Origin of the sequence: Streptomyces sp. NBC_01214 (assembly GCF_026340975.1) — a bacterium.
Taxonomy (GTDB): domain Bacteria; phylum Actinomycetota; class Actinomycetes; order Streptomycetales; family Streptomycetaceae; genus Streptomyces.
On record NZ_JAPEOS010000003.1, the window covers coordinates 1 to 24,209 of the forward strand.

17 protein-coding genes and 1 pseudogene are annotated in these 24,209 nt (G+C 68.2%); 9 read left to right on the top strand and 9 right to left on the bottom strand.

Features of this window, described 5'->3' with window-relative positions; translation table 11 throughout:
* The 4 genes from OG594_RS36360 to OG594_RS36375 form a co-directional block, all read left to right on the top strand.
* On the top strand, window positions 1–1,400 hold a 1,400-nt coding region (locus OG594_RS36360; RefSeq protein WP_266606711.1), incomplete at its 5' end, for a site-specific integrase.
* Window positions 1,400–3,358, top strand: a complete 1,959-nt coding sequence (locus tag OG594_RS36365) for a hypothetical protein (RefSeq protein ID WP_266606712.1) — start codon at window positions 1,400–1,402, stop codon at window positions 3,356–3,358. The genes OG594_RS36360 and OG594_RS36365, both read left to right, overlap by 1 nt.
* The gene (locus tag OG594_RS36370; RefSeq protein ID WP_266606713.1) at window positions 3,355–5,904 is read left to right on the top strand and encodes a hypothetical protein; all 2,550 of its coding nucleotides are present in this window, start codon (window positions 3,355–3,357) and stop codon (window positions 5,902–5,904) included. The genes OG594_RS36365 and OG594_RS36370 overlap by 4 nt, the downstream gene beginning before the upstream one ends.
* Window positions 5,904–6,332, top strand: a complete 429-nt coding sequence (locus tag OG594_RS36375; protein ID WP_266606714.1) for a hypothetical protein — start codon at window positions 5,904–5,906, stop codon at window positions 6,330–6,332. Before OG594_RS36370 ends, OG594_RS36375 begins: the two co-directional genes overlap by 1 nt.
* Window positions 6,333–6,426: 94 nt before the next feature.
* Here the strand turns inward: OG594_RS36375 and OG594_RS36380 are convergent, their stop codons facing one another.
* Window positions 6,427–7,821 (bottom strand): sporulation protein, encoded by a 1,395-nt coding sequence (locus OG594_RS36380; RefSeq protein WP_266606715.1) that lies wholly within the window; start codon window positions 7,819–7,821, stop codon window positions 6,427–6,429.
* A 330-nt stretch (window positions 7,822–8,151) separates the two neighbouring features.
* Between OG594_RS36380 and OG594_RS36385 the strand changes: the two genes are divergently transcribed.
* The 3 genes from OG594_RS36385 (at window position 8,152) to OG594_RS36395 (ending at window position 11,778) form a co-directional block, all read left to right on the top strand.
* Entirely contained in the window at window positions 8,152–9,918 is a 1,767-nt protein-coding gene (locus tag OG594_RS36385) for an asparagine synthetase B (RefSeq protein WP_266603260.1), read from the top strand.
* Between the two features lie 28 nt (window positions 9,919–9,946).
* Window positions 9,947–10,384 (top strand): NUDIX domain-containing protein, encoded by a 438-nt coding sequence (locus OG594_RS36390; protein WP_266603262.1) that lies wholly within the window; start codon window positions 9,947–9,949, stop codon window positions 10,382–10,384.
* A 74-nt stretch (window positions 10,385–10,458) separates the two neighbouring features.
* Entirely contained in the window at window positions 10,459–11,778 is a 1,320-nt protein-coding gene (locus OG594_RS36395) for a UDP-glucose/GDP-mannose dehydrogenase family protein (RefSeq protein WP_266603264.1), read from the top strand.
* A gap of 179 nt (window positions 11,779–11,957) precedes the next feature.
* Here OG594_RS36395 and OG594_RS36400 read toward each other — a convergent pair whose 3' ends face one another.
* The 7 genes and pseudogenes from OG594_RS36400 to OG594_RS36430 all read right to left on the bottom strand — a co-directional run bounded on the left by OG594_RS36400 (window position 11,958) and on the right by OG594_RS36430 (window position 18,859).
* Window positions 11,958–13,124, bottom strand: coding sequence for an XRE family transcriptional regulator (locus OG594_RS36400; RefSeq protein ID WP_266603266.1), 1,167 nt, complete (start codon window positions 13,122–13,124; stop codon window positions 11,958–11,960).
* Window positions 13,114–13,944: a hypothetical protein gene (locus OG594_RS36405; RefSeq protein ID WP_266603268.1), complete on the bottom strand. Its 831-nt coding sequence runs from the start codon at window positions 13,942–13,944 to the stop codon at window positions 13,114–13,116. Before OG594_RS36405 ends, OG594_RS36400 begins: the two co-directional genes overlap by 11 nt.
* A 461-nt stretch (window positions 13,945–14,405) precedes the next feature.
* The gene (locus OG594_RS36410) at window positions 14,406–14,639 is read right to left on the bottom strand and encodes a hypothetical protein (RefSeq protein WP_266603270.1); all 234 of its coding nucleotides are present in this window, start codon (window positions 14,637–14,639) and stop codon (window positions 14,406–14,408) included.
* Between the two features lie 9 nt (window positions 14,640–14,648).
* Window positions 14,649–16,190, bottom strand: coding sequence for a S8 family serine peptidase (locus OG594_RS36415; RefSeq protein WP_266603272.1), 1,542 nt, complete (start codon window positions 16,188–16,190; stop codon window positions 14,649–14,651).
* A 31-nt stretch (window positions 16,191–16,221) separates the two neighbouring features.
* Window positions 16,222–17,100 carry a hypothetical protein gene (locus OG594_RS36420; RefSeq protein ID WP_266603274.1) on the bottom strand — a complete coding sequence of 293 codons (879 nt, stop codon included), beginning with the start codon at window positions 17,098–17,100 and terminating at the stop codon, window positions 16,222–16,224.
* Between the two features lie 302 nt (window positions 17,101–17,402).
* Window positions 17,403–17,915: pseudogene (locus OG594_RS36425) on the bottom strand (transposase); the annotation flags it as partial.
* A 101-nt stretch (window positions 17,916–18,016) separates the two neighbouring features.
* Window positions 18,017–18,859 carry a hypothetical protein gene (locus OG594_RS36430; RefSeq protein ID WP_266603276.1) on the bottom strand — a complete coding sequence of 281 codons (843 nt, stop codon included), beginning with the start codon at window positions 18,857–18,859 and terminating at the stop codon, window positions 18,017–18,019.
* Between the two features lie 804 nt (window positions 18,860–19,663).
* Between OG594_RS36430 and OG594_RS36435 the strand changes: the two genes are divergently transcribed.
* Together OG594_RS36435 and OG594_RS36440 are read left to right on the top strand one after the other, a co-directional pair.
* Window positions 19,664–21,004, top strand: a complete 1,341-nt coding sequence (locus OG594_RS36435; RefSeq protein WP_266606716.1) for a SpaA isopeptide-forming pilin-related protein — start codon at window positions 19,664–19,666, stop codon at window positions 21,002–21,004.
* Window positions 21,005–21,084: 80 nt separating this feature from the next.
* Entirely contained in the window at window positions 21,085–22,137 is a 1,053-nt protein-coding gene (locus OG594_RS36440) for a collagen binding domain-containing protein (RefSeq protein WP_266444619.1), read from the top strand.
* A gap of 169 nt (window positions 22,138–22,306) precedes the next feature.
* On the opposite strand, the gene OG594_RS36445 is transcribed toward OG594_RS36440, so the two are convergent.
* Window positions 22,307–23,809 carry a SulP family inorganic anion transporter gene (locus OG594_RS36445; RefSeq protein WP_266606717.1) on the bottom strand — a complete coding sequence of 501 codons (1,503 nt, stop codon included), beginning with the start codon at window positions 23,807–23,809 and terminating at the stop codon, window positions 22,307–22,309.
* Window positions 23,810–24,209: the final 400 nt, after the last annotated feature.

The following is a 24,209-nucleotide window of genomic DNA, read 5'->3' on the forward strand; positions in this document are numbered from 1 at the left end:
CGGACTTCGATGCAGAGGCGTACGTACGACGGCCGGGAGCGGTGAAGGAGGGTACGCCGTTCTACCTCGATTCGGACATGCGCCCGTTGGAGCCGCTGTGCTCGTTCTTCCTGGAGCTGTCGAAGACGCTAAAGGCGAAGTCCCTTCAGGACTACGGCTACGACGCCATGGACGTGGTGGAGTTCCTGGCCGAGCTCGATCCGCCCGCTGACCTGCTGTCGGCCACCGAAGAGGATCTGGTGGCCTACCGGGAGGACTGCACGGAGTACCGCGAGAAGCCAGATGAACCGGCCACATGGAAGCGGCGCCGGGCCACGATCAACAGTTTCTACGACTGGGCGACGGACCCGAGGACGAAGCTGCTGGAGGAGCGCCCCTACTACCGGCGCCCCAACGGACGGGACGTGCTTTCCTGGGGCGCGGTGAGCGAGCTGGACGTGCGCCACCTGACCTATCGGCAGTGGCGTTTCCTCAAACAGGTGGGCCTGCGCGGCTACTTGCCCGATGGCCGGGTCGACCCAGCATTCCGGTGCAGGACACCGCTGCGCAACAGTGCGGCTCCGGAGCTGGCGATCACGACGGGGATGCGGTCGCGGGAGTTCAGCTCGCTGCTGGACATTGAGGTCGGGCCGCCCCGCCGGGACGCATCACCGGCCGAGGTGAAGCTGAGGGCGACCGCGAAGCGCGGATGGCCACGCACAGCAGCGGTTCAGGATCCGACGCTGCGTGAGCTGGACCTCTACCGCCGCACGGAGCGAGCCGCGATGGTGCGGGCGTCAGCGAAGACCCTCTACAAGGCCCGCGCCGAGCTGTTCGTCGTCGATGACATCGACCTGCGGAAGATGGAGCTGAAGGGGGTGCTGCACGGACGCCGCCGCACCTTCAAGGTCGCAGGGATGCCGGCGGAGATCCGCCGCATCGCTGTCACAGAAGGCGACCGGGGACTCGAGGCGATGGCCCTGTTCCTCGGCCGGGGCGGCCGGATGCTGTCCAAGCAGCGTTGGGGGCAGATCTTTGACGAGGCCCACCTGCGGGCTCTGCGGCTGAGCGAGGAGTACAAGTCCGAGGTCGTGATGCCCGCCCGGCTTCGGATCCACGACACGCGCCACACGTTCGCGATCTACATGCTGCACGTGCTCACCCACCTCCTCCTCCGCGAGGAGGCCGAGCGCTACCTGGCGGGCGACCACTCGGCCTTCTTCACGGATCACCTGTCGAGGAACCCGTTGCTGATCCTCCAGCGAATCCTGGGACATCAAAGCCCAAAGACCACTTTGCGCTACCTCACCTACATCCGGGACACGAACGCGCTGGTCACCAAGGCCATCGCCGAGTGGAACGACCGGGAGTCGACCTACGCGGACTACGCGAGTGCCCTGGCGGACAGGGAGGTCGCGTAATGCCCAGACGAGGCGAGCGCAAGACGCGCGTCCGCAGCAAGGTCCCGGCCAAGACCCAGGTGACGCCGGGACGTATCGGAGTGCGGGTGTTCCTGGAACATCGCCGAGGCCGCACCACCCGGCACGCCATCGACCCGTCCGGCTACCAGTGCACGACACTGGCCGCCCAACTGGCGGACGAATGGCTGAAGATGACGCGCCACGCGGCGCTGAGCGGAGGCGGATCCGAGTACTCCAGTGCGGTGCGGAGCTTCGCCAAGTTCACGGACAAGCACCTGTCCGAGGCGGGCGTGGACCCGGCGGAGGCCCGGCTGGACGGCTACGCCGTCGATCTGGTGGAAGTCCTCTATGCGTGGGAGGGAGACCTGCGGCAAAGGTACGGGCCGAAGTCGAAGCAGCCCTACCGCCGGGCGCGGGCGCTGCTGGCCCTGATCGACCAGCGGGCCACCGCCACACAGGGGATTCCCGAGCGTCTGCGGAAGCGGGCCAAGGCGCCGGCGTCCTATGGCAAGCCGACGCCTCAGCCGCTGGATGAGTTCTCCAACGCGGAGCGGATTGCCCTGCGGGACGCGGCCCGCGCGGGAGTGCGGGCTACGGAGGCGAGGCTGGCCCGGGGGCGTGAGCTACTGGCTGCGGGCGCCGACCCACGGGACGGTGGCTGGCGCGATCTTCCCAACCTCGTCTGGGCCACCCGGATGCGGATGGTGAACTCCCAGACGCTGCAGACGCACCTGCCGGCCAAGACGCGGTGGTGGCCGCCGGAGGTCGTTGGCCTGCTGCCGGTCCCGGAAGGTGCGTCGAGAGGCCCGGGCGTTCGAGCGCTGGGGCTGGAACTGGGTCGCCTGTTGTTCCCCGATGAGTTCGATCTGCAGGCGTTTCGTGTCCTGCTCCTGCTGGGGATGGCGGACACCACCCCGGAGGAACTGCATGACCTGCAGATGGACGACATCGAGTTCACCGACGGCGGCCTGCGGCTGGTGCAGACGAAGATGCGGTCCTCGCGGATCCGTGCGGATCTCCACCCGGAAGTCGATCTGGAGGGCGGGGATGAGGACGGCGAGGGCGAGGAATTCACGGGTGGCGGAGCTTGGGATGTGCCGGGCCTGATGCGGCGCCTGCTGGCGGCCACGGCCTTGATCCGGGAGGCATTCGATCCGGAGCCCTACCTGTTTGTGGCAGTGCGGCAAGTGGCTTTCGATGGTGAACTCGCTGGTGAGGTCGCACAGTTCAAATCGCGCCGCTATCGCTTCGGCTTCTGGATCGCGTCCCAGCGAGACGCGCAGGGGCGTCCTCTGAAGATCTCTGAACCGCACGAAGTGCGCCGACTGCGCAAGACCACCAAGGTCGTGCGCGCGGTCGCCCTGGGCGGCACGGTCTCGGACCTGGCGGGCGATGATCACCACGTCGAGGTCTACCGGGGGCACTACGGCCACGGCACCACCGCCCACATCATGGCCGGGCGGGCCATCAACCGGTCCCAGGAGTGGGTCTTCCAGCGAGTCGTACACAAGCCGGTGCTGGTCGACGAGGCGGCCGAGGAGAGGCTGGAGGAGCCGGAGGTCGCCGAAGAGCTCGGCATGGACATCGAGGTCGCCAAGGCCATGCGGGCCGGGGAGCTGGACATGGGGCTGACGAACTGCCGCAATCCCTACGACTCCCCGCAGCGAACGGACAACAAGCTCTGCCACGTCGCGCCGGCAATGTGCATGCTCTGCCGTAATGCCGTCATCTTCTACTCGCAGCTGCCGCGGCTGCTTCTCCTGTCCGACCGAATCGAACGGATGCGGACCGCGTTGCCGCCGCCGAGGTGGCACGCCATCTACGGGCAGCAACGTGCCGCCTTGGACGAGGTCTTCGCGGAGTGCGCCGACCGGCTGCCCGGCGCCCGGCAGCAGATCACCGAGCTGGGCTTGCGCCTGGACCTGCCCCTTGGCCAGCGAACGGAGTTCGACCGATGATGGGCCGCCCCGCCCCCGCACCGCTGTCGTCGGCCAGCTTCCGCGACGACGAGCCGGTCTTCGGCGACGGGCATCAGGTCCTGGACGGCTTCACCGTTCCGGTGTTCGGGGATGTGGGCCGCTGGTCCGGGGAATGCATCGGCCGCCCCGCCAACCGGCAGCCCGCGGACTGGGAGGTGGCCTTTCCGGAGGAAGATCCGCTGGTCAACGTGCAGTTGAGAGAGGTGGCCTTCGCCTGGCTGAACCCCACTCACGCGGTGCTTCGGCGGGCCGGTGTCTTCCTCGCGGCCGAGCCGATGGCGTTCGGCACGGTCAAGGCCCACTGCTTCAAACTCCAGGCCCTCGCCCGACGCGGCGGTGAACTGGGCCTGGGCCGAGGGCTCGGCGGATGGGACAAGGAGGATTGGAAGCTGATCGTCGCCGACCAGGGCGCTGAACTCGATCCGAGCACCGTCGCGACCTATGTCAGCGGGGTGCGAGCTCTGCGCAGAGTGGCGGCTGTCGTCTCGGGCATCGACCCGTTCGACGATCCGTGGGATGGCCTCGCGGCCACCAAGGTCGCCTTGCAGGAGCATCCGGACGAGAGCGCCGAGACCGATGGCCTGTCCACACCCGACATCCCCCCAAGCGCCTGGTGGGCACTGCTGCGGGCGGCCTGGACCTACATCCATGTCCTGGCCCCGGACATCTTCAGCTGGCGCGAGGTCTTCGAGCGCCGCACCGCGGCTCTGCCCGAGCCGAAGCCGCGGGCCGAGCGCGTCGAGTCGCTCAAACCGGCTGACCTGGACGCCCTGTTGAACACGTGGCTGGCCGATCCGGATCACCTCGTCCCACTGCTGGCCCAGGAATGGAAGGGCTCACCGGCCGGGACACCGATCTGGAAGACCCTCAGCCGGATCATCACCAACGGGCGGAACCAGGACCTGTTCACCGCCCGCCGGGACCGGCTGACCAAGCGCGTCACGTCACGCCGGGCAGCCGTGCTCCAGGCGGTCGCAGCGGGCCGCTGCGTGATGGTCCACGGACCGACCGCCTGGAGCACGCTCGGAACCCCGGCCTACCAGCCGCAGGGGCGCCGTCCGGCCCCCGGGGCCCAGCTGGATGAGGACGTGAAGCGCTGGTTGGCTGATCCGGACAACCGCATCCCGGTGCGGGCCGTCGATGATCTCCACGACAAGGCCGGAACCCCGATCTGGGCCACGCTCGCCCGCCAGATCTGGGGGCCACGGGACGCGGCCCGGTCCCACCCCTGCCTGAAGGCGAACCGGGCCCGCTCCGAGATGATCATGAGGGCGATCGAGACCGGGCAGGTCGTACTGGTGGACAGTGCCGAGCGGTCCCGCGCGGGGTGGCGTTCGCTGCCGATGGCCTGCCCCCAGGCAACCGTGGTCACCCGCACCGACGGCACTTCGGGCCCCTGGCGCACCCAGATCACCCAAGGAGAACTGGACGACGAACTGCGGATGCTGCGGGCAGCCTGCTATATCTTCATCGCCGCCCTGAGCATGATGCGGGACTCGGAAGTCCAGGAAATCGAGCGGAATCCGCTGGTGACCTACTTCGGGTCGCCGGCGATCACGTCCCGCAAGACGAAGCTCGATCCGGCCCGGCCGGAACTGTTCTGGTGGATCTCCGAGCCGGTCGCGGAGGCCGTCGCGGTGGCCGAGGCCTTGTCCTGGCATCCCACCCACTTGTTCGCCACGCTGGAGCCGCCGCGGCAAAGCACGCGGCCACGGCGGAGCGACGGCAGGCCGAGGAAGGTCGGTCGCAACGGCATCACGCCCGGCGATGAGATCGACTTCTTCATTGAGCGGATCAACACCACCCACGGCCGCCTGGGGGTGGAGGAGATTCCCGCCGCCCATGTCCGCCCGCACATGTTCCGCAAGACGATGTCGGCCATCGCGGCCCGGGAACCGGACTCCGAGATCGCGGTGGGGCTGCAGCTCAAGCATGCCGCCCGCCGGGCCATGGCCAACCGCACCTCCCAGGCCTACGGGAAGATGGACCCCGAATGGGCCAAGGAATTTGACCAGGAACTCGAGCAGGTCGCTGCCCTGAAGCTGGTCGGTTTCCTCAGTGCCCGCCGTGACGGCGAGGCCGTGGCGGTCGGCCCCGGCGCCGCCCGCCTGCATGCCGGACTCGACAAGGTCATCGAGACGATGAACAGCGATCCGCAGCTGCGGGCACAGATCGCCGACGAGCGGGTCGAGGCGGCCCTGCTGGCGTCTGAGTTCCCCGAACTACACCTGGGCACCGTCAACCACTGCATGTTCGATGCGCCGCAGGCGGAGTGCCAGGACCAGCTGCCCGAAGACCAGCGCGGGCAGGCGCCCCTGCTTGGCGCCTGTGAGCCGTCCCGCTGCCGCAACTCGGTGGTCACACGCTCGCATGCACCGATTTGGATCTCCGAGGAGGACGACCTCATGGTGATGGCGAAGGACCGGCGGATGGCGCCGCCGAGGCGGGAGTCCGTGCTGATCCGGCTGGCCGATGTCCGGCGCATCACCGATGCCCTGAAGGATGAGATGGGAGACAACCTCTGATGCCGGTGTCCGCCGTGACCGAGGCCAAGCTGCGGGAGGCCATGGCCCGCTTGCTGGCCGGAGAACCCCTGCACACCGACGGGGCTCTTTCCAAGGAGAACCTTGCCCGGGAAGCCCAGGTCAGCCATGCGACCGTTCACCGGGCCGAGGGCGTTCTGGCCGAGTGGGACGCCAAGGTCGCCCGGCCGGTGCTTCGCACCCCCGGCGAAGTACAGCGCGATGAGACGATCGCCGACCTGCGCAAGCAGCTGCGGGAGGCGAAGGCCCAAGTCTCCGCGGTTCAGGGCAAGCTGGACGCTCTGGCGACCGTGACCGCGAACCTATACGCCGAGAACCAGAGCCTGAAGAAGAAGACCGGCGGTCGCAGGCGGCTGGCCTCGGTGCCAGCTCCCGCTGCGGAGCCCGACCACGCTCGAACAGACGGCTGAGCACAGAAGTCCGTACGCGATGGTGCACGAGGAAGTCGTACGCGACTGGGGACGTTCGCCGGTACTTTCCCCCCGAGGAGGGGGGAAAGTCGTTTCAGGCGGTGATGCCGAGTTCGGTGCGGGTGCGGTGGATGAACTCGCGGACGGCCGGCTCGCGGCGCCAGGGGCCGAGGGCGGTGTTGAACTCGCGGACGTAGTCCTTGGCCCGGGAGGACTGGACGCGGGCGAGGATGTCGACGGACCGGTTGCCCAGCTCTAGGCCGTGGTCGAGGTCGCGGGCCTGAAGGTGGGCGGTTCCGACGATCGCCAGCCGCATTCCGACCGAGCGGGTGAAGACCCCGGAGGGCATCGCGGCGGCCCGTTGGTTCCAGGCGAGGGCCGCTTTGGGGTTCTTCAGGTCCCGGAAGACCTCGGCGGCGTCCGCCGACAGCCTGGCGTGGTGATAGAAGTCGATCCAGGCGGGCTCTGAGCCGCTGGCGGCATCAGCCTGACCCAGGAGGTCCTCGGAGGCCGCGAGGGCCCGTGAGGCGGCCCTGGCGTCCCTCTCGCGGGCATGAGCACGGGCTTCGATGAGCTTGGTGAATGCCAGGACACGCGGGGCGGCCTGGCCCTTCGCGCGTTCGAAGGCGCCCTGGGCCATATCGACGGCCTCGGAGCCGAAGCCCCGCAGCAGCGATTGCATCGCCATCGTGGTCAGCACATAACAGCCGAGCTCGACGTCCCCGCCTGCGCGGGCCAGGCGGAGGGCCTGGATGAAGTGCCGCTGGGCGACATCGTGCTGCCCGACGTCGAAGGCCGTCCACCCGGCCAGCCTCGACAGCTCGGAGGTGACGGAGAACAGGTCACGGCCGACCGCGTCGGTGAAGGATCCCCGCAGAAGCGGGGCGGCCCTCTCCTGGAGGCAGACGGTGACGGAGTTGGCCTTCCAGTTCCCGCCGCCGTATTTGGAGTCCCAGCGGCGGGCCTCGTCGGCTGCATCCCGGAGTTCTTCCAGGTCGGCCCGGCCGACCTGCTTCTTGCCGCCGGCCACATCGGCGGCCTCGTCGGCGGGGGTGACCAGCCAGCGGGTCACGGGTGTGGTGAACGCGGACACGGCAAAGCCGGATCCGGTTAAGAAGTCGCGGCGGTTCACGAAACTCCAGAACGACGTGGCCACTCGGACCGCATCAGCACGGTCCCGCGGGAAATCCAACCCCACATCCGCGTCCGGTGTCTCCGCATCGCCCATACCGATTTCGCCAAGCGCCACCGGACGGCCGAGCCGTTCGGCGATCGCCTGCGCGAGGAACGTGGGCACCGGCCACTTGGGGATCATGCCCCGCTGGCACCAGTTTGCGATGGAGGTATGCGAGTAGTCCGTCTCCAGCCCGGCCTGCTGGGCGAGCTGGTTGACCCGCAGGGCCAGAGACTTGTGGCTCGCACCGCAGGTCTCGATGAGCCGGTCCAGGTCCGCGTTGGGCGGACGCTTCCGGCGGCTGGTCGACGCCACCCGAATCCCCTTTTCCACCAGGTCAGCAACATGGCTGCTGACGAGGAAACGCCACGGGGCCGGCTACGTCGACAGGGCATTTCCGGTCGGCGCATTCCGGCTGGGCGCGGGAAGCCGCACGCTCTTCCCGCGTCTTGAGGCACTGAGGGTATTGCCCTGCGGACCCTGGGTGAACCTGCTTTGCGAGTTGTGAGCCCCCCTGCGAGCCCTCGCTGGCATGGGCCGCCGGCGGATGTGATGAGGACGCAGGTCACCGCCGGGACGCCAGGAAGGGCTCCCGGTGGTGGCCGCCGCCAAGGCACCACGACTTCACGCTCGGGGGTGAACCAGATGTGCGGAATTGCAGGACTGGCCGGAGGCGACGCCGTCCGGCACGAGAAGACCGTCGCCGCGATGGGTGCCTCGCAGCACTACCGCGGCCCGGACGGCACCATGCACGCCGCCAGCAGCGACCGGCGGGCGGTGCTGGCCATGAACACGCTGCTGATCGTCGACCCGCAGGCCATGCCCGGCCCCTACCTCGACCGGACTACGGGGGTGCTGCTGGCCTTCAACGGGGAGATCTACAACTGGCGGCAGCAGGCGACGGCCTGGGGCATCGAGGTCCGGGACCGGGAGTCGGACGCCCACTTCCTGCTGCGGGCCTGGGCCAAGATCGGCCCGTCCTGCCTGGACGGCCTGGACGGCATGTTCGCCCTTGCCGTCTATGACCCCCGGACCGCGAAGCTGTTCCTGGCCCGCGACCGGCTCGGGGAGAAGCCGCTCTACTGGCGCCTGGACGGCGGCCGGCTCGCGTTCGCCTCCGAAGTGACCTCCCTGACGGGCTACGGGGCGGCCCCGCTGGTCTTACGGCCCGAGGTCACCGCGATCGAAACCCCGACCGGGGTCGACACTCCGTTCCAGGGGATTCAGCTGCTGGCGCCGGCCACGCTGCTGACCTTCGACACGACGACGAGCTCGATCGACCAGATGGCCTGGTGGCACCTGGAGGACCGGTCCCCGTTCACCGGCACCTACGACGAGGCCCTGGCGAAGTTCTCCACGGTCCTGGCCGAGCAGATCCCGCTCAGGTCGCCGGCCTGCGACTTCGCCCTCCTCCTCTCCGGCGGGCTGGACTCGGCGGTGCTGGCCTACCTGATGCGGCCGCCGGTCTGCGTCACCGTTCGCTACCCGGGCCAGGACCGCCTCGATGAGTCGTCGACGGCGGCGGTCATCGCCCGGGACATCAAGGCCGAGCTGGTGGTGGTCGAGCCCGACCACGTCGACTTCACCACCGCTCTGCCGCACATGATGCGGGCCCTGGACTACCCGATGGGGAACGCGTCCACGTTCTCCGAGCACATGGCCTATCGGAAGATCTCCGACCTGGGCCTGCGGGTCGTGATCGGCGGGCTGGGGCCGGACGAGTTCCTGATGGGCTACGTCCGCCAGGCCCTGGTCCTCTTCGGCCCTGACGCTGTCCTGAACGCTGGCCTGGAGGCTTACCGGCCGCTGGCCGCCAAGCTCATGCACGCCGCCGACGTGCCCCTGGACCCGGCGGAGGCGGTCACCCGGCTGATCCTTCGGGGCCCGGACCCGGACGGCCGTCTTCGCGATCTCGTCGCGGACGCGATGGCCCGCGCGGGCGGGGATCTGGCTCGCGGCCTGACGCTGGCGGACCTGGCGACGGCCTGGAGGCCGCTGGTGATGACCAGCGACAAACTCGCTTCCGCCTACGCGCTCGAACGTCGGTCCCCCTACCTGGCCCGCGACCTGGTCGAGTTCTCCTACCGGCTGCCCGTCGAGCACAAGATCGCCGACCCGGCCCAGGGCAAGCGGATCCTGCGGGACGCCGCGAAGGCCCTCGGCCTGCCGAAGGAGGTCTGGGCCAGCCGGGACAAGCTCGGGTTCGCCTCCCCGGTCCCCGTCTGGCTCAACGGCGACCTCGCGGCCTGGGCCGACACCCAGATCCGCATGGCCCTCACCGATGCTCCGCCTCCGTTCCGCCCCCTCCTCGAGGGGGGTTTGAAGCCCGGCGGCCGCTTCGACCGAACCCGCATGCAGGCCCTCATGGCAGCCGCCTGGTTTTCTGACCAGACGGTGAGGGCTGCCGCATGATCCCCAACTCGCTTACTACGGTGAGGGGATGCACTCCGAGACCACCGCCACCGAGGAGCCGGCCGCCGCCCGAGGAGCCGTCGCGATCATCACAAACCGCCGCGGCGAAGTCCTCCTCCACCTCCGCGACGACCTCCCCGAGATCGCCTGGCCCGCCCACTGGTCCGTCCTGGGTGGCGGCTGCGACCCCGGGGAATCCCCAGCCGACACGATCGTCCGCGAGCTCGATGAAGAAGCGGGTCTGACCCCCGAGAACCTGACCGAGCTGTTCGAGATCCCTGACCGTCGCGGCTCCGGGCAGATCATCACCTTCTTCGCTGCCTCTTGGGACGGCGACGAGACGGACCTCCTTCTCGCCGAAGGCGTCAAGCTCCAGTTCTTCGCCCCCGACTACCTCGACATCCTCACGATCCCACCGTTCATCCGGGACGGGATCTACCGCCATCTGGCCGCCAGGCCCTCCTGATCACCCCGCCCTTCCGGGCGAGGGGAAGGGTGGGGCCGTTATCGGCGGCCCCACCCGAAGGGACGACCCCGCTCATGAAGATGACCGTCATCGGATGCGGCTACCTCGGCGCGACCCACGCCGCCTGCATGGCCGAGCTCGGCCATGAGGTCCTGGGCATGGACTCCGACATCGACAAGGTCCACACCCTCAACTCCGGCAAGGCCCCGTTCTTCGAACGCGACCTCGACGACCTCCTCACCAAGCACACCGCCTCCGGCCGGCTCCGCTTCACCGCCTCCTACGGCGAGGCCGCCGACTTCGCCGACCTGCACTTCATCGGCGTCGGCACCCCGCCGCAGCCCGGCACCGATGCCTACGACCTCACCCACCTCTTCGACGCCATCACTCGCCTGGCCCCCGGCCTGACGACCCCGGCCGTCGTCACGGTCAAGTCCACCGTCCCGGTCGGCACCGCACCCCGCGTCGCCGAACTCCTCCGCGGCATGGCACCGGCCGGGGACCTCATCGAGGTGGCCTGGAACCCCGAGTTCCTCCGCGAGTCCTTCGCGGTCGATGACACCCTCCGTCCGGACCGGCTCGTCCTCGGCTTCAACTCCGACCACTCCTGGGCCGAGGCCCTGCTGCGGCAGGCGTTCGCCAAGATCATCGAGTCAGGAACGCCGACGATCGTCACCGACTGGGCCACCGCCGAGCTCGCCAAGGGCGCCGCGAACTCCTTCCTCGCCACCAAGATCTCCTTCATCAACGCCATGGGCGAGGTCTGCGAGAAGTCAGGCGCCAACGTCGCCGAGCTCGCCGAAATCCTCGGCCACGACCACCGCATCGGCCGCCACGGCATGCGACCCGGCCTCGGCTTCGGCGGCGGCTGCCTTCCCAAGGACCTCGGCGGATTCATCACCCGCGCCGACGAACTCGACGCCGCAGAAGCAGTCGGCATCCTCCGCGAAGCCGCCACGGTGAATGCCCGCCGCCGCCAGCACGTCATTGACCTCGCCCGCGAGGAACTCGGCCCCGACCTGCGCGGCAAGCGGATCACCGTCTGGGGCGCCGCCTTCAAACCCGAGACCGACGACATCCGCGACTCGCCCGCGCTCGCCGTCGCCCAGGCCCTCCACGACCTCGGCGCCACCGTCACCGTCACCGACCCCAAGGCCCTCGACAACGCCCGCAAGCTCCACCCCGAACTCGACTACGTCGAAGACCTCATCGCCGCCGTCGATGACGCCGACCTGCTGCTGCACCTGACCGAGTGGCACCAGTTCTCCAGCATTGACCCCAAGCGGCTTGCGGCCCGCACCACCAGTCCCAAGGTCATCGACGCCCGCGGCACCCTCAACACCGACCAGTGGCGCGAGGCCGGCTGGCTGACCCGAGCCCTCGGCCGCATCTGACCACCACCCCCATGCGGAAGGGACCGGCTCTGACGAGCCGGTCCCTTCCGCATGGCGACCAAAGTCTGCGACGCCGCTGCGTTGGAGGCTAACCGTCTGGGCTCACTGGCCGTGGAGCGATGGAACATCCGGTATCGCGCTGTTCTGGCACGGGTCGGATCACCTCGGTCTGAGAGCTCTCAGACCAGGCGCAACACCGGCCTCGCCTGCTCTGGCATCCCGAGCAACTCCAGAACTCGGGAGGGATTCCAGGCGAGTTCTTGCGCCAGGTGAGCAACTGTCAACCCTTTCTCACGCTCAGCGAGTTCAAATGCCTTGGCCAGGAGCACCGGTTGTTCTCCCGGGTAGTCGCTGACGGGCTCCGGGGCAAATCCTGGCTGCTGGTGGAGGGCGCGCAGGCGCTGGTAGCCACGGCTTGCAGTTGCGTCGGAAATCAGGCCCAACTCGCGTGTGCGATAGATCAAGGAGTGAACGCTGACACCCCAAGTACGCCGAAGCTCGGCGAGAGCGACAAGGTCGAGGCGTGCAGGCAGTAGCGGCAGGAGGCTCTCGGCAGGAGTCAGGAACTCGGCGGCGAAGGCATCGGCTTCGCGCTCCTGCCTGCTGTCGCCTGTTGCGTCGCTATGCAGTACAAGATGTCCCAGCTCGTGTGCCGCGGTGAAGCGATGCCGAAACACGTCATCGGCTCGGTTAGGGGTGAGCACCGCAAGCGGTCGCGCAGAGCGCGAGGAGAAGGCGTCAACGGTACTGGCGGCCTCGTCCGCTTCGCCGGGTGTGACCACGATGACTCCGTGAGTCTCCATCCGGCGCACGAGATGCGTCACCGGACCGTTGCCCAGGCCCCACAACTGGCGTAGCTCCCGTGCAGCGATTCGAGGCTCGGCGGAGATCACCTCCCCGGGGTGCACCTCCCCGCCGGCAAAGCCGGGGAGGTCGACGAGGGGGAGCTGCACTCGCTTCTCGAGGGCGTAGGTCAGTTCCCACACCTGCTCTGCGTACGCCAAGGCGCGTTCCCGTTGGGCCTTCGGCGTGCTGCGCAAGCTCCTGAAGTGCGCCATGGAGGCATCCAGGCGATTACTGGGACGCCCTACGACGAAGAAGCCGGGCGGCACCCCCAAGACGTCCGCCAGTAGTGGAATGAGTTCAGGCCTGGGCTTGGCCACGCCAGTCTCGTGCTGTCCGACAGCAGCAGGCGTCACACCGATACGTTCTGCCACCTCCTTCTTCGTCATCCCTGCCAGGCGCCGAGCCTGGGTCAGCCGAGCAGGGTCGAAGGCGTCGTACACAGCCCGTGGAGACAAGTTCGCGTCGCCGAGGCCGGGAAGGAGTGGCTGGTCAGTTCTCATGTTCTTCTTCGGTGGTCAGGGGCTCGTGCTCCTGCTTTTCGGACTGCGGAGACAGGCCGGGGTTCTTCTCGTCGGCGTCCGGGCGTGAGAAGAGTTCCGGCACCGGCTGGGCGCCCGAGTCGAAGCTCGGAAGATCCGTGAGATGCGTCTGAGGAGGCAGGAGGGTGAGGCCGCGGCGGGTGGGAGTCGCTGGCAGGGGAAGGGGGTCGGGGCCATCAGACCATGCGATGGTGCCAAGATCGTCGATCAGGGTGCCGATGCCCCAGTAGGCCTTCAACAGGCCGTTCGCGTTGCTGCTGAACGGGATGAGCAGCAGCTTCGTATCTGACGGGAGGGCGGCCAGCCGCGGTCGCATATCGATGGAACGACTGTGGGGGAGGTGCGTGCCGAACAAGTCCTCCACCGGTGGTGGTGACGGGGCAAACCCCATCAGCTCGCGCACCAGCCGGCTGTTCGAAAGCTTCGCGCGTTCTGCGGAGGTGTCTCGGTCGGAGAACCGGAAGGGCCACAGCAGGGCCCCTCCGTAGCAGACAAGATCAATCTCCCTGAAGAAGCCATCCGGGTTGACGAAGTCAACTTCATTGTTGAAATCCGGATCATCTACGTCAATCCGCGCGAACTCCTCCATCAAGCTCTCGTGGAAGCCGGGGTACCTGGCGCCGCCGTAGGCGTGTTTCGTGCTCCCGCCGGCGATGTCTTGGCATGTGAGCGCACGTTCCTGGCGGTCGCGGATCGCTTGGCCAATCCGCTGGCGCACACCCTCCTGGCGGTCACCAAACAGCCGAGCGGCCCACGCCGAGGCGTGCTGCACATCGTTCACGATCGCCACCCTCCCTCTGCGCTTCCCGCTGAAGCGCACCCCAACCCGATTCACTTTAGTTTAGATCGCTTGACTTGCATACTGACTTCAGTCGAATGGAGGATCGCTACATTGGTCTGTGGGGGGATCTTGAGCGAACTAAGGACTTGGAAGCGCTGGCCGTCCGGCGAGCCCAGCTGCTGCCTTGTCTGATCGCCAGCCGGGCAGAGGGAGATGTTCCTCTCCGAGCGCCGCGCGCCCGAGGCGCCCCAACGCTGGACGATGCCCGACCGTGGGACGTGCCCGGCTGCCCTACTGGCGGGGGAGATCTTCGAGGAGAGCACCGACGTCCGGCCAAGGTTCACTCAGCGGCCCGGCATGTCGCCTCGCGAGGCCCCGCTGCGCGCCGCCATTGACCCCGCCCGACCGTGGTGGGCAGAGTCCGCAGCCCCGGTTCGTGTGGGTCGATTAGACGGTTCGGCCTACCTCGGGTCCCGGCCGGTCCCGACCTGTACTGATTGTCCGAACTGCTCAGGAGCGACGCTCCACCCGTCGGCCGACCGCAGGGCGTGCCGGGCTCCGGCCTCGTCCGACTCGACCAAGAAGATGTTCGGCATCTGCTGGTGGATCAGGCGGGCCCCAGCGGGAAGCAGCGCCAGGAGCTCGTCGGCAGTAACTGTGCGCTCTCCGCGATACCAGATGACCAGTCGTCGCACGCGACCACCTTACGGCAGCAGCCCTGAGCCCTCGAGATCGAGTGGAAGGCCGATTCTCTGTGTGTTGGGGATCAGGTGGTTCTTCATTGCGGCGGAGCGGGCCAGGTCGGCCGCGTCGGTGAGCCAGGAGGCGTTGGTCAGGGCCCGAGCTGCGGCTCCGGTCGCGACCGCGCAGGCCTGCGACGTGCCACTGAGCGGCCCATACCCTCCGCCCTCCCGGACGGACAGGATGCCGACTCCGGGAGCGATGAGGTCCACGGCTCTGTTGGGGAGGTAGTTCGCGAAGGACGCAAAGAAGTCGTCGTTGTCGGTGGTCGATCTGGTGCCGATGTAGGCATCCTCAAGGGAGCCGGCGGGGAAGGTTCCGACTCGTCCTACAGCGGCCACGGCGAGAGTGCTATGGAGCGCGGCGGGAATTGTGACATTGCCACCCCAGTCGTTGCCCGTCGCCGCGAACAGCACGCTGCCGTGGTCGGCCGCCCAAATGTCCAGGTCGCGCAGGATGGCGTCGTGGGCGAGGCCGCCGACGCTCAGATTGATCAGATGGCAATCGTCGCCAGCTGCCGCGACTACCGCCATGAGCACGGAGAACGAAGTGGCGTCCATCCCCACGCCAAACACGCGGTAGCTAAAGATCTCGGCAGCCGGAGCGATACCGCCGGGGGCCCCAGCCTGCTTGTTTGCGATGATTCCCGCCACATGGGTGCCGTGCCCGGTCCCGTCATCACCGTGATCACCGTCTGGCTCACCCAAGACCAGGTTGCATCCGCCAGCCACGGGCACCTCGCCAGCGTCGATGCCGTGGTCCACCACCCCGACCCGTACGCCGGCTCCGTTGGTGTCCACCGACGGATAGACACGCCGTGCCGCATCGACATGCGCGGCGGCCACCGGGTCTAGGGCCACCTGATAGGGCGAGGACGTGATCACGATGTTCTCGGCGAATCTGCCCCAGTAGCCGGTGCCAGGTGGCGTCACGTATAGGCGCTCAACCTTCAGGGGGACGCCGGCCACCTTCAGGTCAATACGTCCTGCGCTATCGCTGGTACCTAGGTCCCCAATTGCGTGCGGGACGTCCTCGAACAGCTCTACGCCAGCCCCAGGTACCGCCTTTCCACTCGTCGCGTCGACGACCTCGACCGTCAGAACTGGGGCGCTTCCCGGCATCGGGCTCGGGTCAGGCCCAGGGTGCAACGAGACTGTCTGGTACCGGCAGTTGGGCACTAGGCGCAACGGCCCGGGGTCGGTTCGAAAACGCTGGAGGAGGTCAGGTGAGACCTGGACCAACTTCGGACCGTTAGGGAAGGCGGAGGCCAGCAGGTGGATCTGCGCGTCGTCCGGCTTCTCGACGGGTCGCAGCCAGTTCTCCTCCCCGATCTCGTGTTTGTCGTCCACGGCGAAAAAGCGGACTCCGTCCTCCAACAACAGCCAATGAAGGCGGTACAGAAGTTTCTCGGCAGGCCCGCCCTCCAACCCGAAGGAGGGCAGAAGGATGAGTTCCGTGGCCGCGTAGTGAGCCCAATCTGGCTGCTCCGTGTCCAGCACGCCCATGACTTGACCGGGCCGGATCCCTGCCATGCTCTCACCCCTCTCGTCGTTCGAGCGTTAGCAGCGGAGCATCGGATGTCGTCAACACGGCCCCTTCCCCGCGCGCTGCGTACCCGTCTGTGGAGACGGAGCCCTCAACGTCAAGTGCCACGCCTCCCGCCTTGACGTTCAACAGCTTCGGCCTGCCGTCAAAAAACCCGAACTCGAAGCATTTGAACGCGAACGCCACATCCTGCTTCCCCGAGTAGGTGATCTCGTGCGCACGGCCTGCAGCCCTAGACACGTCGACCGTGGCACCCAGTAGATCTTCTAGGGGCTCGAGTTCGACCTTTGCTCCGGTTCCATGGCCCCGCTCATAACTCACCGTCAGCGAGGTGGCCGTGACAACGTTCGAAACCACGAAGAGTTGCCCTTCACCCTCCAGGTAGGGTCTGAACAGAAGACTGTCCCACTTCAGGTCTCCCGACTCGATGTAGTCGGACACGGCAGCGGGCTTCACCTGGTATTTGTGGACGTCCTGGAACTTGAACAGCATTGTCCTGGCATCCGTGTAGTTGACAGCCGCCCCCAGCGTTCCTCCCATGGCGCCGATGAACGCGGAGAGGAGGTCAGTGCCGACTTTGAAGGACATCGCGCTGCTCGATTTCCCGCTGATGTCGGCTTCCGGTACTGGTCCGACGGTCTCTGGCAGCTTGGCTTGAGGATCCTTGACCAGGTCTGTCAGATCTCCGAGCCATTCGGTGCCGGCGCTTGTGCGTCCGATCACCACTGGAGGGCGCAGGTCCGCGTAGGGGTGTCGAATCACGTTGTAACCGAGGCCGGCAAGGTAGGTCGCCGTCTTGTCTGAACAGAAGACCATGAGCTTCTCAACTTCCAGTTCGGACACTCGCCCCCCGCCAGTCTCCTCGACCATGCCGGTCCCAGCGCGTTGGTGCACATTCTGATACGCCATGTGAGGGGCGGGGCTTCGGGTTGAAGATCCCAGTCCGCACTGCTCGGCCCGACGTCCGTGACGAGGTCGAAAATCCCAGGTCCGGACTTCTCGCTTGGCGGGGCCCTTTCGCGATACCGGGAGGTCTGGCCACGCACGTGGCGCCGCTACCTTCCAGCTCCCCATAACGATCACCACGTTGGGTGTGGAAGGGGCGGTCGGCGGAGAGGTTGTCGAGGATCACGTAGATCGGGGCGCAGTCCGGGCGGGCGGCACGGATCGTTCTCGATCCGGGCGAGCTTCGCGTCGAAGGCCTCATCCGGGGACTCCTTCCAGGTCTTCGTGCGCTGGAAGGAGATCCCGCGGCGGGCCAGTAAGCACCGCAGTGCCTCCCGGCCGATCCGGACAGGCCGGGCAGTGTTCCTGCGCAGGTGATCGGCGAGCTTTCGGATCGACCAGCGGGTGAAGGGCTTGCCCAGCACGGTCGGACGAGTAGTGGCCGTCTGGACGACGAAGTCCTCGTCGTCACGATTGAGAAGGCGGGGACGGCCTCCCGCCCACCGAGGGTTCAGGCATGCGAGCCCGATCTCGTTGAACGTGTGGATCACATCGCGGACGGTGTCCTCGTCCGCCTGGACCAGGCGGGCTATGACCGGGACCGTGCTGCCGCCGGCCGAAACCAGCAGCATCATCGCCCGCCGAAACCGCACCGAACTCGTGCTGCCCCGCCGGACGATGTGCTGGAGTTTCTGGCCCTCCTGCTCCGTCAGCCCGCGAACCCGGACCGATTTCGCCATCCCGCCTCCCCATGCTGCTTGGAGAGCTCATTTCCAACCAGCACCAGGAACAACCCGGCGAACCTTCCCGGTCACAGCGCTAGCTAGGGTGTGCCTGACATTCAACCGACTCGCGGAATCCGTCCCAGCGCCCTGGTCAGAGTCCGGGCAAGGTCGTCGTTCATCTGTGCCACCCATCGCTCGTTGAATGTGACCAGCCGGTCGCGCCAGACCTGCCACCCGGGGGGTTTGTCGGGGTTTCCGTAGGTGGGGTCGATGTAGTTGTAGGCCTTCTTACAGGCGGGGAGAAGCTTCGCCTCCTCGTAAATGTCCTGCAGCGATTCGCCCTCGCGGAGCTCCCGCCACGTACCGTCTGCCGCCATTGCGCAGTTGTTGATGAGGTCTCTCAACTGCGGGCCCAGTATGAGGCGGGTCGCCGGCCCCGGACGGGAGGCCATCATCTGGGCGAGGTCGGCGAGGCCCTCCGAGACACGGTCACCCAGCAAGGCTGGCGCGGGGGCGAGAGCGACGTAGTAGGTCGGCGGCGGCTCGTACAGGACAGCCTTCTCACCGGGTAGGACAATAACCCTGTCCGGTGGCAGCCTGCGAGCGATCTGCGCGGCCCTGGTATCGCCGATCCAGTCGGCGAACCGCGTCGGCGGGTCAATGCGGCCCGGCCCCCAGAATTGGAGCACCCGGTCCGTGGAGGTGTTCTTGACGACCGAACACCCCGAGGTTGAATCGGCGTGGTGCGAGTACATGCCCTCGAAGCCAGTCGCGATCGCGACGGATCGGTCGGTGAACAGGCACGAGCCCACCACGTACTGCGGTGGCGACCCGGCAGCCTGCGGTGGCGACCCGGCAGCCGTGGCGAGCGGCGCGGCAAGGCCCAGTGACAGTCCTAGCGACAGGGCCACGGCTCCCGTCGCGGCGGCGGAGCGCCGCCCTCGGTATGCGGTCGGCATGGTCGGCTCCAAGCCCCCTGCGCCCCCTGCCCCGTTGCCCCCGAGGGGACGACTCCATTGTCCGCCCGGGTCAGGTAAGGCGCGCCCCGAGGGACCCGGTCCGGTCAGGGGCGACCCGGCAGCAGCCGCTGAGCAGGCGGGCTCCGGCGGCCCGCCAGGCCTGGACGTCCCTCGTGCTGTGACCGGAAAGGTTCACCGGGTTGCTGGTCGCGGCGGGGCAGGCTGGTGCCGGTTGGATCTCACTGAGTGGCCCAACCCAAGTGGCTCGCCACCCGCACCCACAGCCCCAAGGTCATCGACGCCCCCGGCACCCTCAGCACCGACCAGTGGCGCTGGCTGGATCATCCGAGCTCACTCGCCGGTTTCACACTGTTTCGGATCAATGGTTGGCCAGGTTCGTCCACATCGGCCGCCGCGGTGGCCTTCCGCTCCGTGACGCTTCCGGGGATGCTCTCGGGTGCAAGTTCATCCGGAATCTCTTGAACTTCAAGCACCCGGCAGATGGCATGGCGCAGATGTCGCCTGACTGGTCGAGGTTGGCGGGGACTCCCCGGCCGAGATGGTAAAAAATCGGCAATGGATCGCCCGGATCGTTGAGACACCTTGGCCTCTGAAGCAGGGCCGCGTGCATACCCCGTCGCTGACGCCCAGGTGAGACAGTTCAGCGGCTGAGACAGTCGAACTGTTCCTAAGGCGGGCCCGGCCGACGCCGGAGGTTACGGCGACCCGCAGCCGGTCCCGTCCTGGACGTCGTCGGCGACCGGGAAGCCCGTCACCAAGGACAACCTGGCACAGGCCGCCTATGTGATCGGCAAGTACGGGCAGACCCGCGACAACGCACAGGCCGCCGCGGTCGACGCCGTGGTGTACGAGTACCTGGCCGGCGGCACCTACGCCCTCGACGGCGACCGCGGCAAGCAGCGCCTGGCGTACCCGGTCGTCTCCCCGACCGCCCGCACCCTCGCCCTGGGCTACGTCGCCGAGGCCAAGAAGCTCGCGGGCCCCTACACCCTCCAGATCACGCCGTCGGTGAAGACCACCACCACCGGGACGAAGGTCACCGTCGCGGTGAAGGTCACCACCACCGCCGGCACGCCGGTCCCGAAGGTTGCCGTCACGCTCGCCGAGTCAGGCTCCGGCACCGCCTCCGGCAAGGTCACCACCAACGACAACGGCACGGGCGCCTGGGAGTTCACCGCCGAGAAGCCCGGGACCGCCAGCGTCACCGCGACGGCCGAGGGGCTGCCCGCCATCGGGCTGCAGGTCCTCACGCCCAAGAACCCGGCCGCCCAGCGGATGCTGCTCGCCGGGGGCACCACCAGCGTCAAGGACTCCGCCGCCATCACCGTCGGCGAGGCCACCGGCGGCGTGACGATCCGCAAGAAGGACCCCGAAGGCACCCGCCTGGTCGGCGCCGCGTTCCAGCTCCTGGACTCCGACGGCAAGCAGATCGCCGCAGGCAAGACGGACGAACAGGGCAACCTCGTCTTCGACAAGCTGCCTGCCGGCACCTACCGGCTGCGCGAGACCTCCTCCGGCAGCCCCGTCCACGACCTGATCGCCGAGCAGACCATCACGATCACCGCCGGACGCACAGCTCAGGCCAACGCCCTTGACCTCGTCGACCCGTTCAAGAAGGCCCGCCTGTCGGTGAAGAAGACCGACAAGAACACCGGCAAGACCCTGCCGGGCGCGGTCATCGCCATCCGCGCCGATGAGACGGACAAGACCGGCAAGCACACCCCCGGCAAGGTGATCACCAGCGTCACCACCGGGACCGACGGCACCGCGACCGTGCCCCTTGACGTCACGCTCAAGGCGGGCACCCGCTACTGGGCCGGCGAGACCAAGGCCCCCGAGGGCTACCAACTCGACGCCTCACCGGTCGCGTTCACCGCTCGGCCCGGCGCCGACGCCACCGTCACCCTCGCCGACAAGCCCACCGCGACCACGCCGCCGAGCCCGAGCACCCCGCCCGCGACACCCCCGGCCACCACCCCGCCGACGACGCCGCCCGGATCCCTCGCTCACACCGGCGCCGACGCCACCACCTGGCTGGCCGTCGGAGCCACCGCCCTGCTCGCCGCAGGCGGCGGCCTCTACCTGTTCAACCGCCGCCGCCGTACGGGCGACGCCCCCAGCTGACCCCTCGCGCTGCCGGGCCCCGATTTCGGAGCCCGCGCCACACCGTCCCGCACCGCACGATCCCGCCCGGAGCACCCCTGATGAAGCACCGCCCCCTCCTCTTCACCGCGCTCGCCCTGACTGCCGTCGCCGTCCTGACCAACCCGGCCACCATCGCCACCGCAGCCCCCTCCCCGTCCGCCGAAGCCCCCAAGGATCAAGGCGGCCCCGCGCCGGCGGACAAGGCCGGCCTGCGCATCGTCAAGACGGACCCCGAAGGCCAGCCCGTCCCCGGAGCCGCCTTCCAGCTGCTCGACTCCGCGGGCAAGACGCTCGCCGAGGGCAAGACCGGAGCCGACGGCACCCTGACCTTCTCCGACCTCGCCCCCGGCGTCGTACGCCTCAAGGAGACCGCCTCCGGCAGCCCGCTGCTCGGCACCGTCCCCGACCAAGACGTCGTCGTCGCCCCCGGCGAGCCCAAGGCCCTGGCAATCACCGACCCGTACAAGTCCGCCGGCCTCACCCTCAAGGTCACCGACAAGGCCACCGGCAAGGGCCTGGCCGGAGCCATCGTCAACATCGCCCCGAAGGACGCCAAGGACGACAAGGGCACCTTCACCCTCACCACGGGCCCGGACGGCACCGCCAAGGCGCCCCTCCTCGTCGGTAAGAAGACTGGCAGCGCCTACACCGCTACCGAGACCAAGGTCCCGGACGGCTACCGGCTGGAGACCACCCCGGTAGAGATCACGGCCAAGCCCGGAGCCGAGACCACTGCGGCCTTCACGAACGCGGCCACCGCCAAGCCCACCGAGGAACCGACGGGGAAGCCGACGGCCAAGCCCACCGGCGACCCCACCTCCCAGCCGACGCCGACCGGCTCGTCCTCGACCGGCACAGGGGAGCCGACCGATGCGGCATCCCCCTCCAGCAGCCCGGAGATCGGCACCGCTCCCGCGACCCCCACCGCACCTGACACCAAGCCCGAAGGCTCCCTCGCCCACACCGGCGCTGACAGCACCAACGGGTGGCTCCTGGCAGCCGGCGGCCTTCTCCTCGCCGCTGGAGGCGGCGCCGTCTACGCCGCCCGCCGCCGCAAGAACGGCGAGAGCGACACCGGCACCGGCCAGCACCGGCGTACCGACGACAACTGACCTCACCACCACCGGCCCCGGGAACCAGACAGGTTCCCGGGGCCGACTGCGTTTCCCCCTGTGGCCGGTGTGGTGCTGCCAGCAACCTCGCCGCCAGTTGCGCATCGCCTATAGGGGCACGGCTGCTTGTGCTTCGGGAGTGTTCAGTCGTCTGCGGCCGGGGTTGCGGTCAGTGGCTGGTGAGTTCGCCGGTGAGTTTGCCGTGGAGGTCGGCGCTGGGGTCGTTCAGGCCGGTGATCTCGACCGTCTTGCCGCGTTGGGCGTACTTGGTCTCGATGGCGTCCAGGGCGGCGACGGAGGAGGCGTCCCAGATGTGGGCGGCGGAGAGGTCGATGACGATCCTGTCGGGGTCGGTGGCGTAGTTGAACTGGCCGACGAGGTCGTTGGAGGAGGCGAAGAACAGCTCCCCGGTCACCGAGTACACCACCGTACTGCCGTCGGGGTCGGTGACGGCAGTGACGTTGGCGAGGTGGGCGACGCGCTTGGCGAAGATGACCATCGCGGTGACGGAGCCGACGACGACGCCGATGGCGAGGTTGTCGGTGGCGACCACGCAGATCACGGTGATGACCATGACCGCGATCTCACCGGCCGGCATCCGCTTCAACGTCTTGGGGGCGATGGAGTGCCAGTCGAACGTCGCGAAGGACACCATGACCATGACGGCGACCAGGGCGGCCATGGGGATGTCGGAGACGACCGGCCCGAACACGATGCACAGCACCATCAGGAACGCACCCGCGAGGAAGGTGGACAGGCGGGTGCGGGCTCCGGACACCTTCACGTTGATCATCGTCTGGCCGATCATGGCGCAGCCGCCCATGCCGCCGAAGAACCCGGTGACGATGTTGGCGATGCCCTGGCCGACCGATTCGCGGGTCTTGGAGGAGTGGGTGTCGGTGATCTCGTCGACGAGCTTGGCCGTCATCAGGGATTCCATCAGGCCGACCAGCGCCATCGCGAAGGCGTAGGGGGCGATGGTGGTCAGGGTGTCCATCGTGAACGGCACGTCGGGCAGGCCCGGGACGGGCAGCGAGGACGGCAGGGCGCCCTTGTCGCCGACGGTCGGCACGGCGATCGCGGCAGCGACGGTGATGACGGTCAGGACGACGATGGAGACCAGAGGCGCCGGGATCACGGTGGTGACCTTCGGGAAGAACACCATCAGCGCCAGCCCCGCCGCGATCAGCGGATAGACGGCCCAGGGGACGTCGTGCATTTCGGGGACCTGGGCCATGAAGATCAGGATGGCGAGGGCGTTGACGAAGCCGACCATCACCGAGCGCGGCACGAACCGCATCAGCTTGGCGACGCCGAGGGCGCCGAGCGCGACCTGGATGACACCGGCCAAAATGACGGCGGCGACCAGGTAGCCGAAGCCGTGCTCACGGTTGAGCGGCGCGATCACCAGCGCGACGGCACCGGTCGCCGCGGAGATCATCGCCCGGCGGCCGCCGACGATCGAGATGACCACGGCCATGGTGAACGAGGCGAACAGGCCGACCGCGGGGTCGACGCCGGCGATGATCGAGAACGAGATCGCCTCCGGGATCAACGCGAGCGCGACGACCAGGCCAGCCAGTACTTCGGTGCGCCAGACCTTCGGATTGTTCAGCCAGTCCGGGCGCAGGCCGCGCAGCCGCGCGGCGGGAGTCACAACGGAAGAAGACAAGAGAATGGGAACCTGTCGAGCTCGGGCACACTCCGCTGGCAGGCCAGAGGTGTGCGGGAGAACGCGGAGGAGCCGGGCCGGCACCCCGCGGACGACCCGAGCATCAGACGGGCCGGAAGATCGGAAAGGTGGATGCGGCGGGCCTGCGCAGTGCGCGGCCGAGCAGCTCGCATCCGAGGCAGAGCATCACGGCGGGCAGACGGCGGCGATCGGCGTCATGAGCTCGCGCACGCTTGTCTCCTGCAACAATCGGATCTTCGCCGGGGGCGCCATCGGCCCCGGAACGGCAGTCGCGGGGCAGACGGGCCGCCCTCGCCAATAGCGACTCTACCCTAACGTTAGAGTAGAGATCGGTGAGGTCGCACGGCACGCGGCCCGCTACAACGAGAAGGGCCGGGAC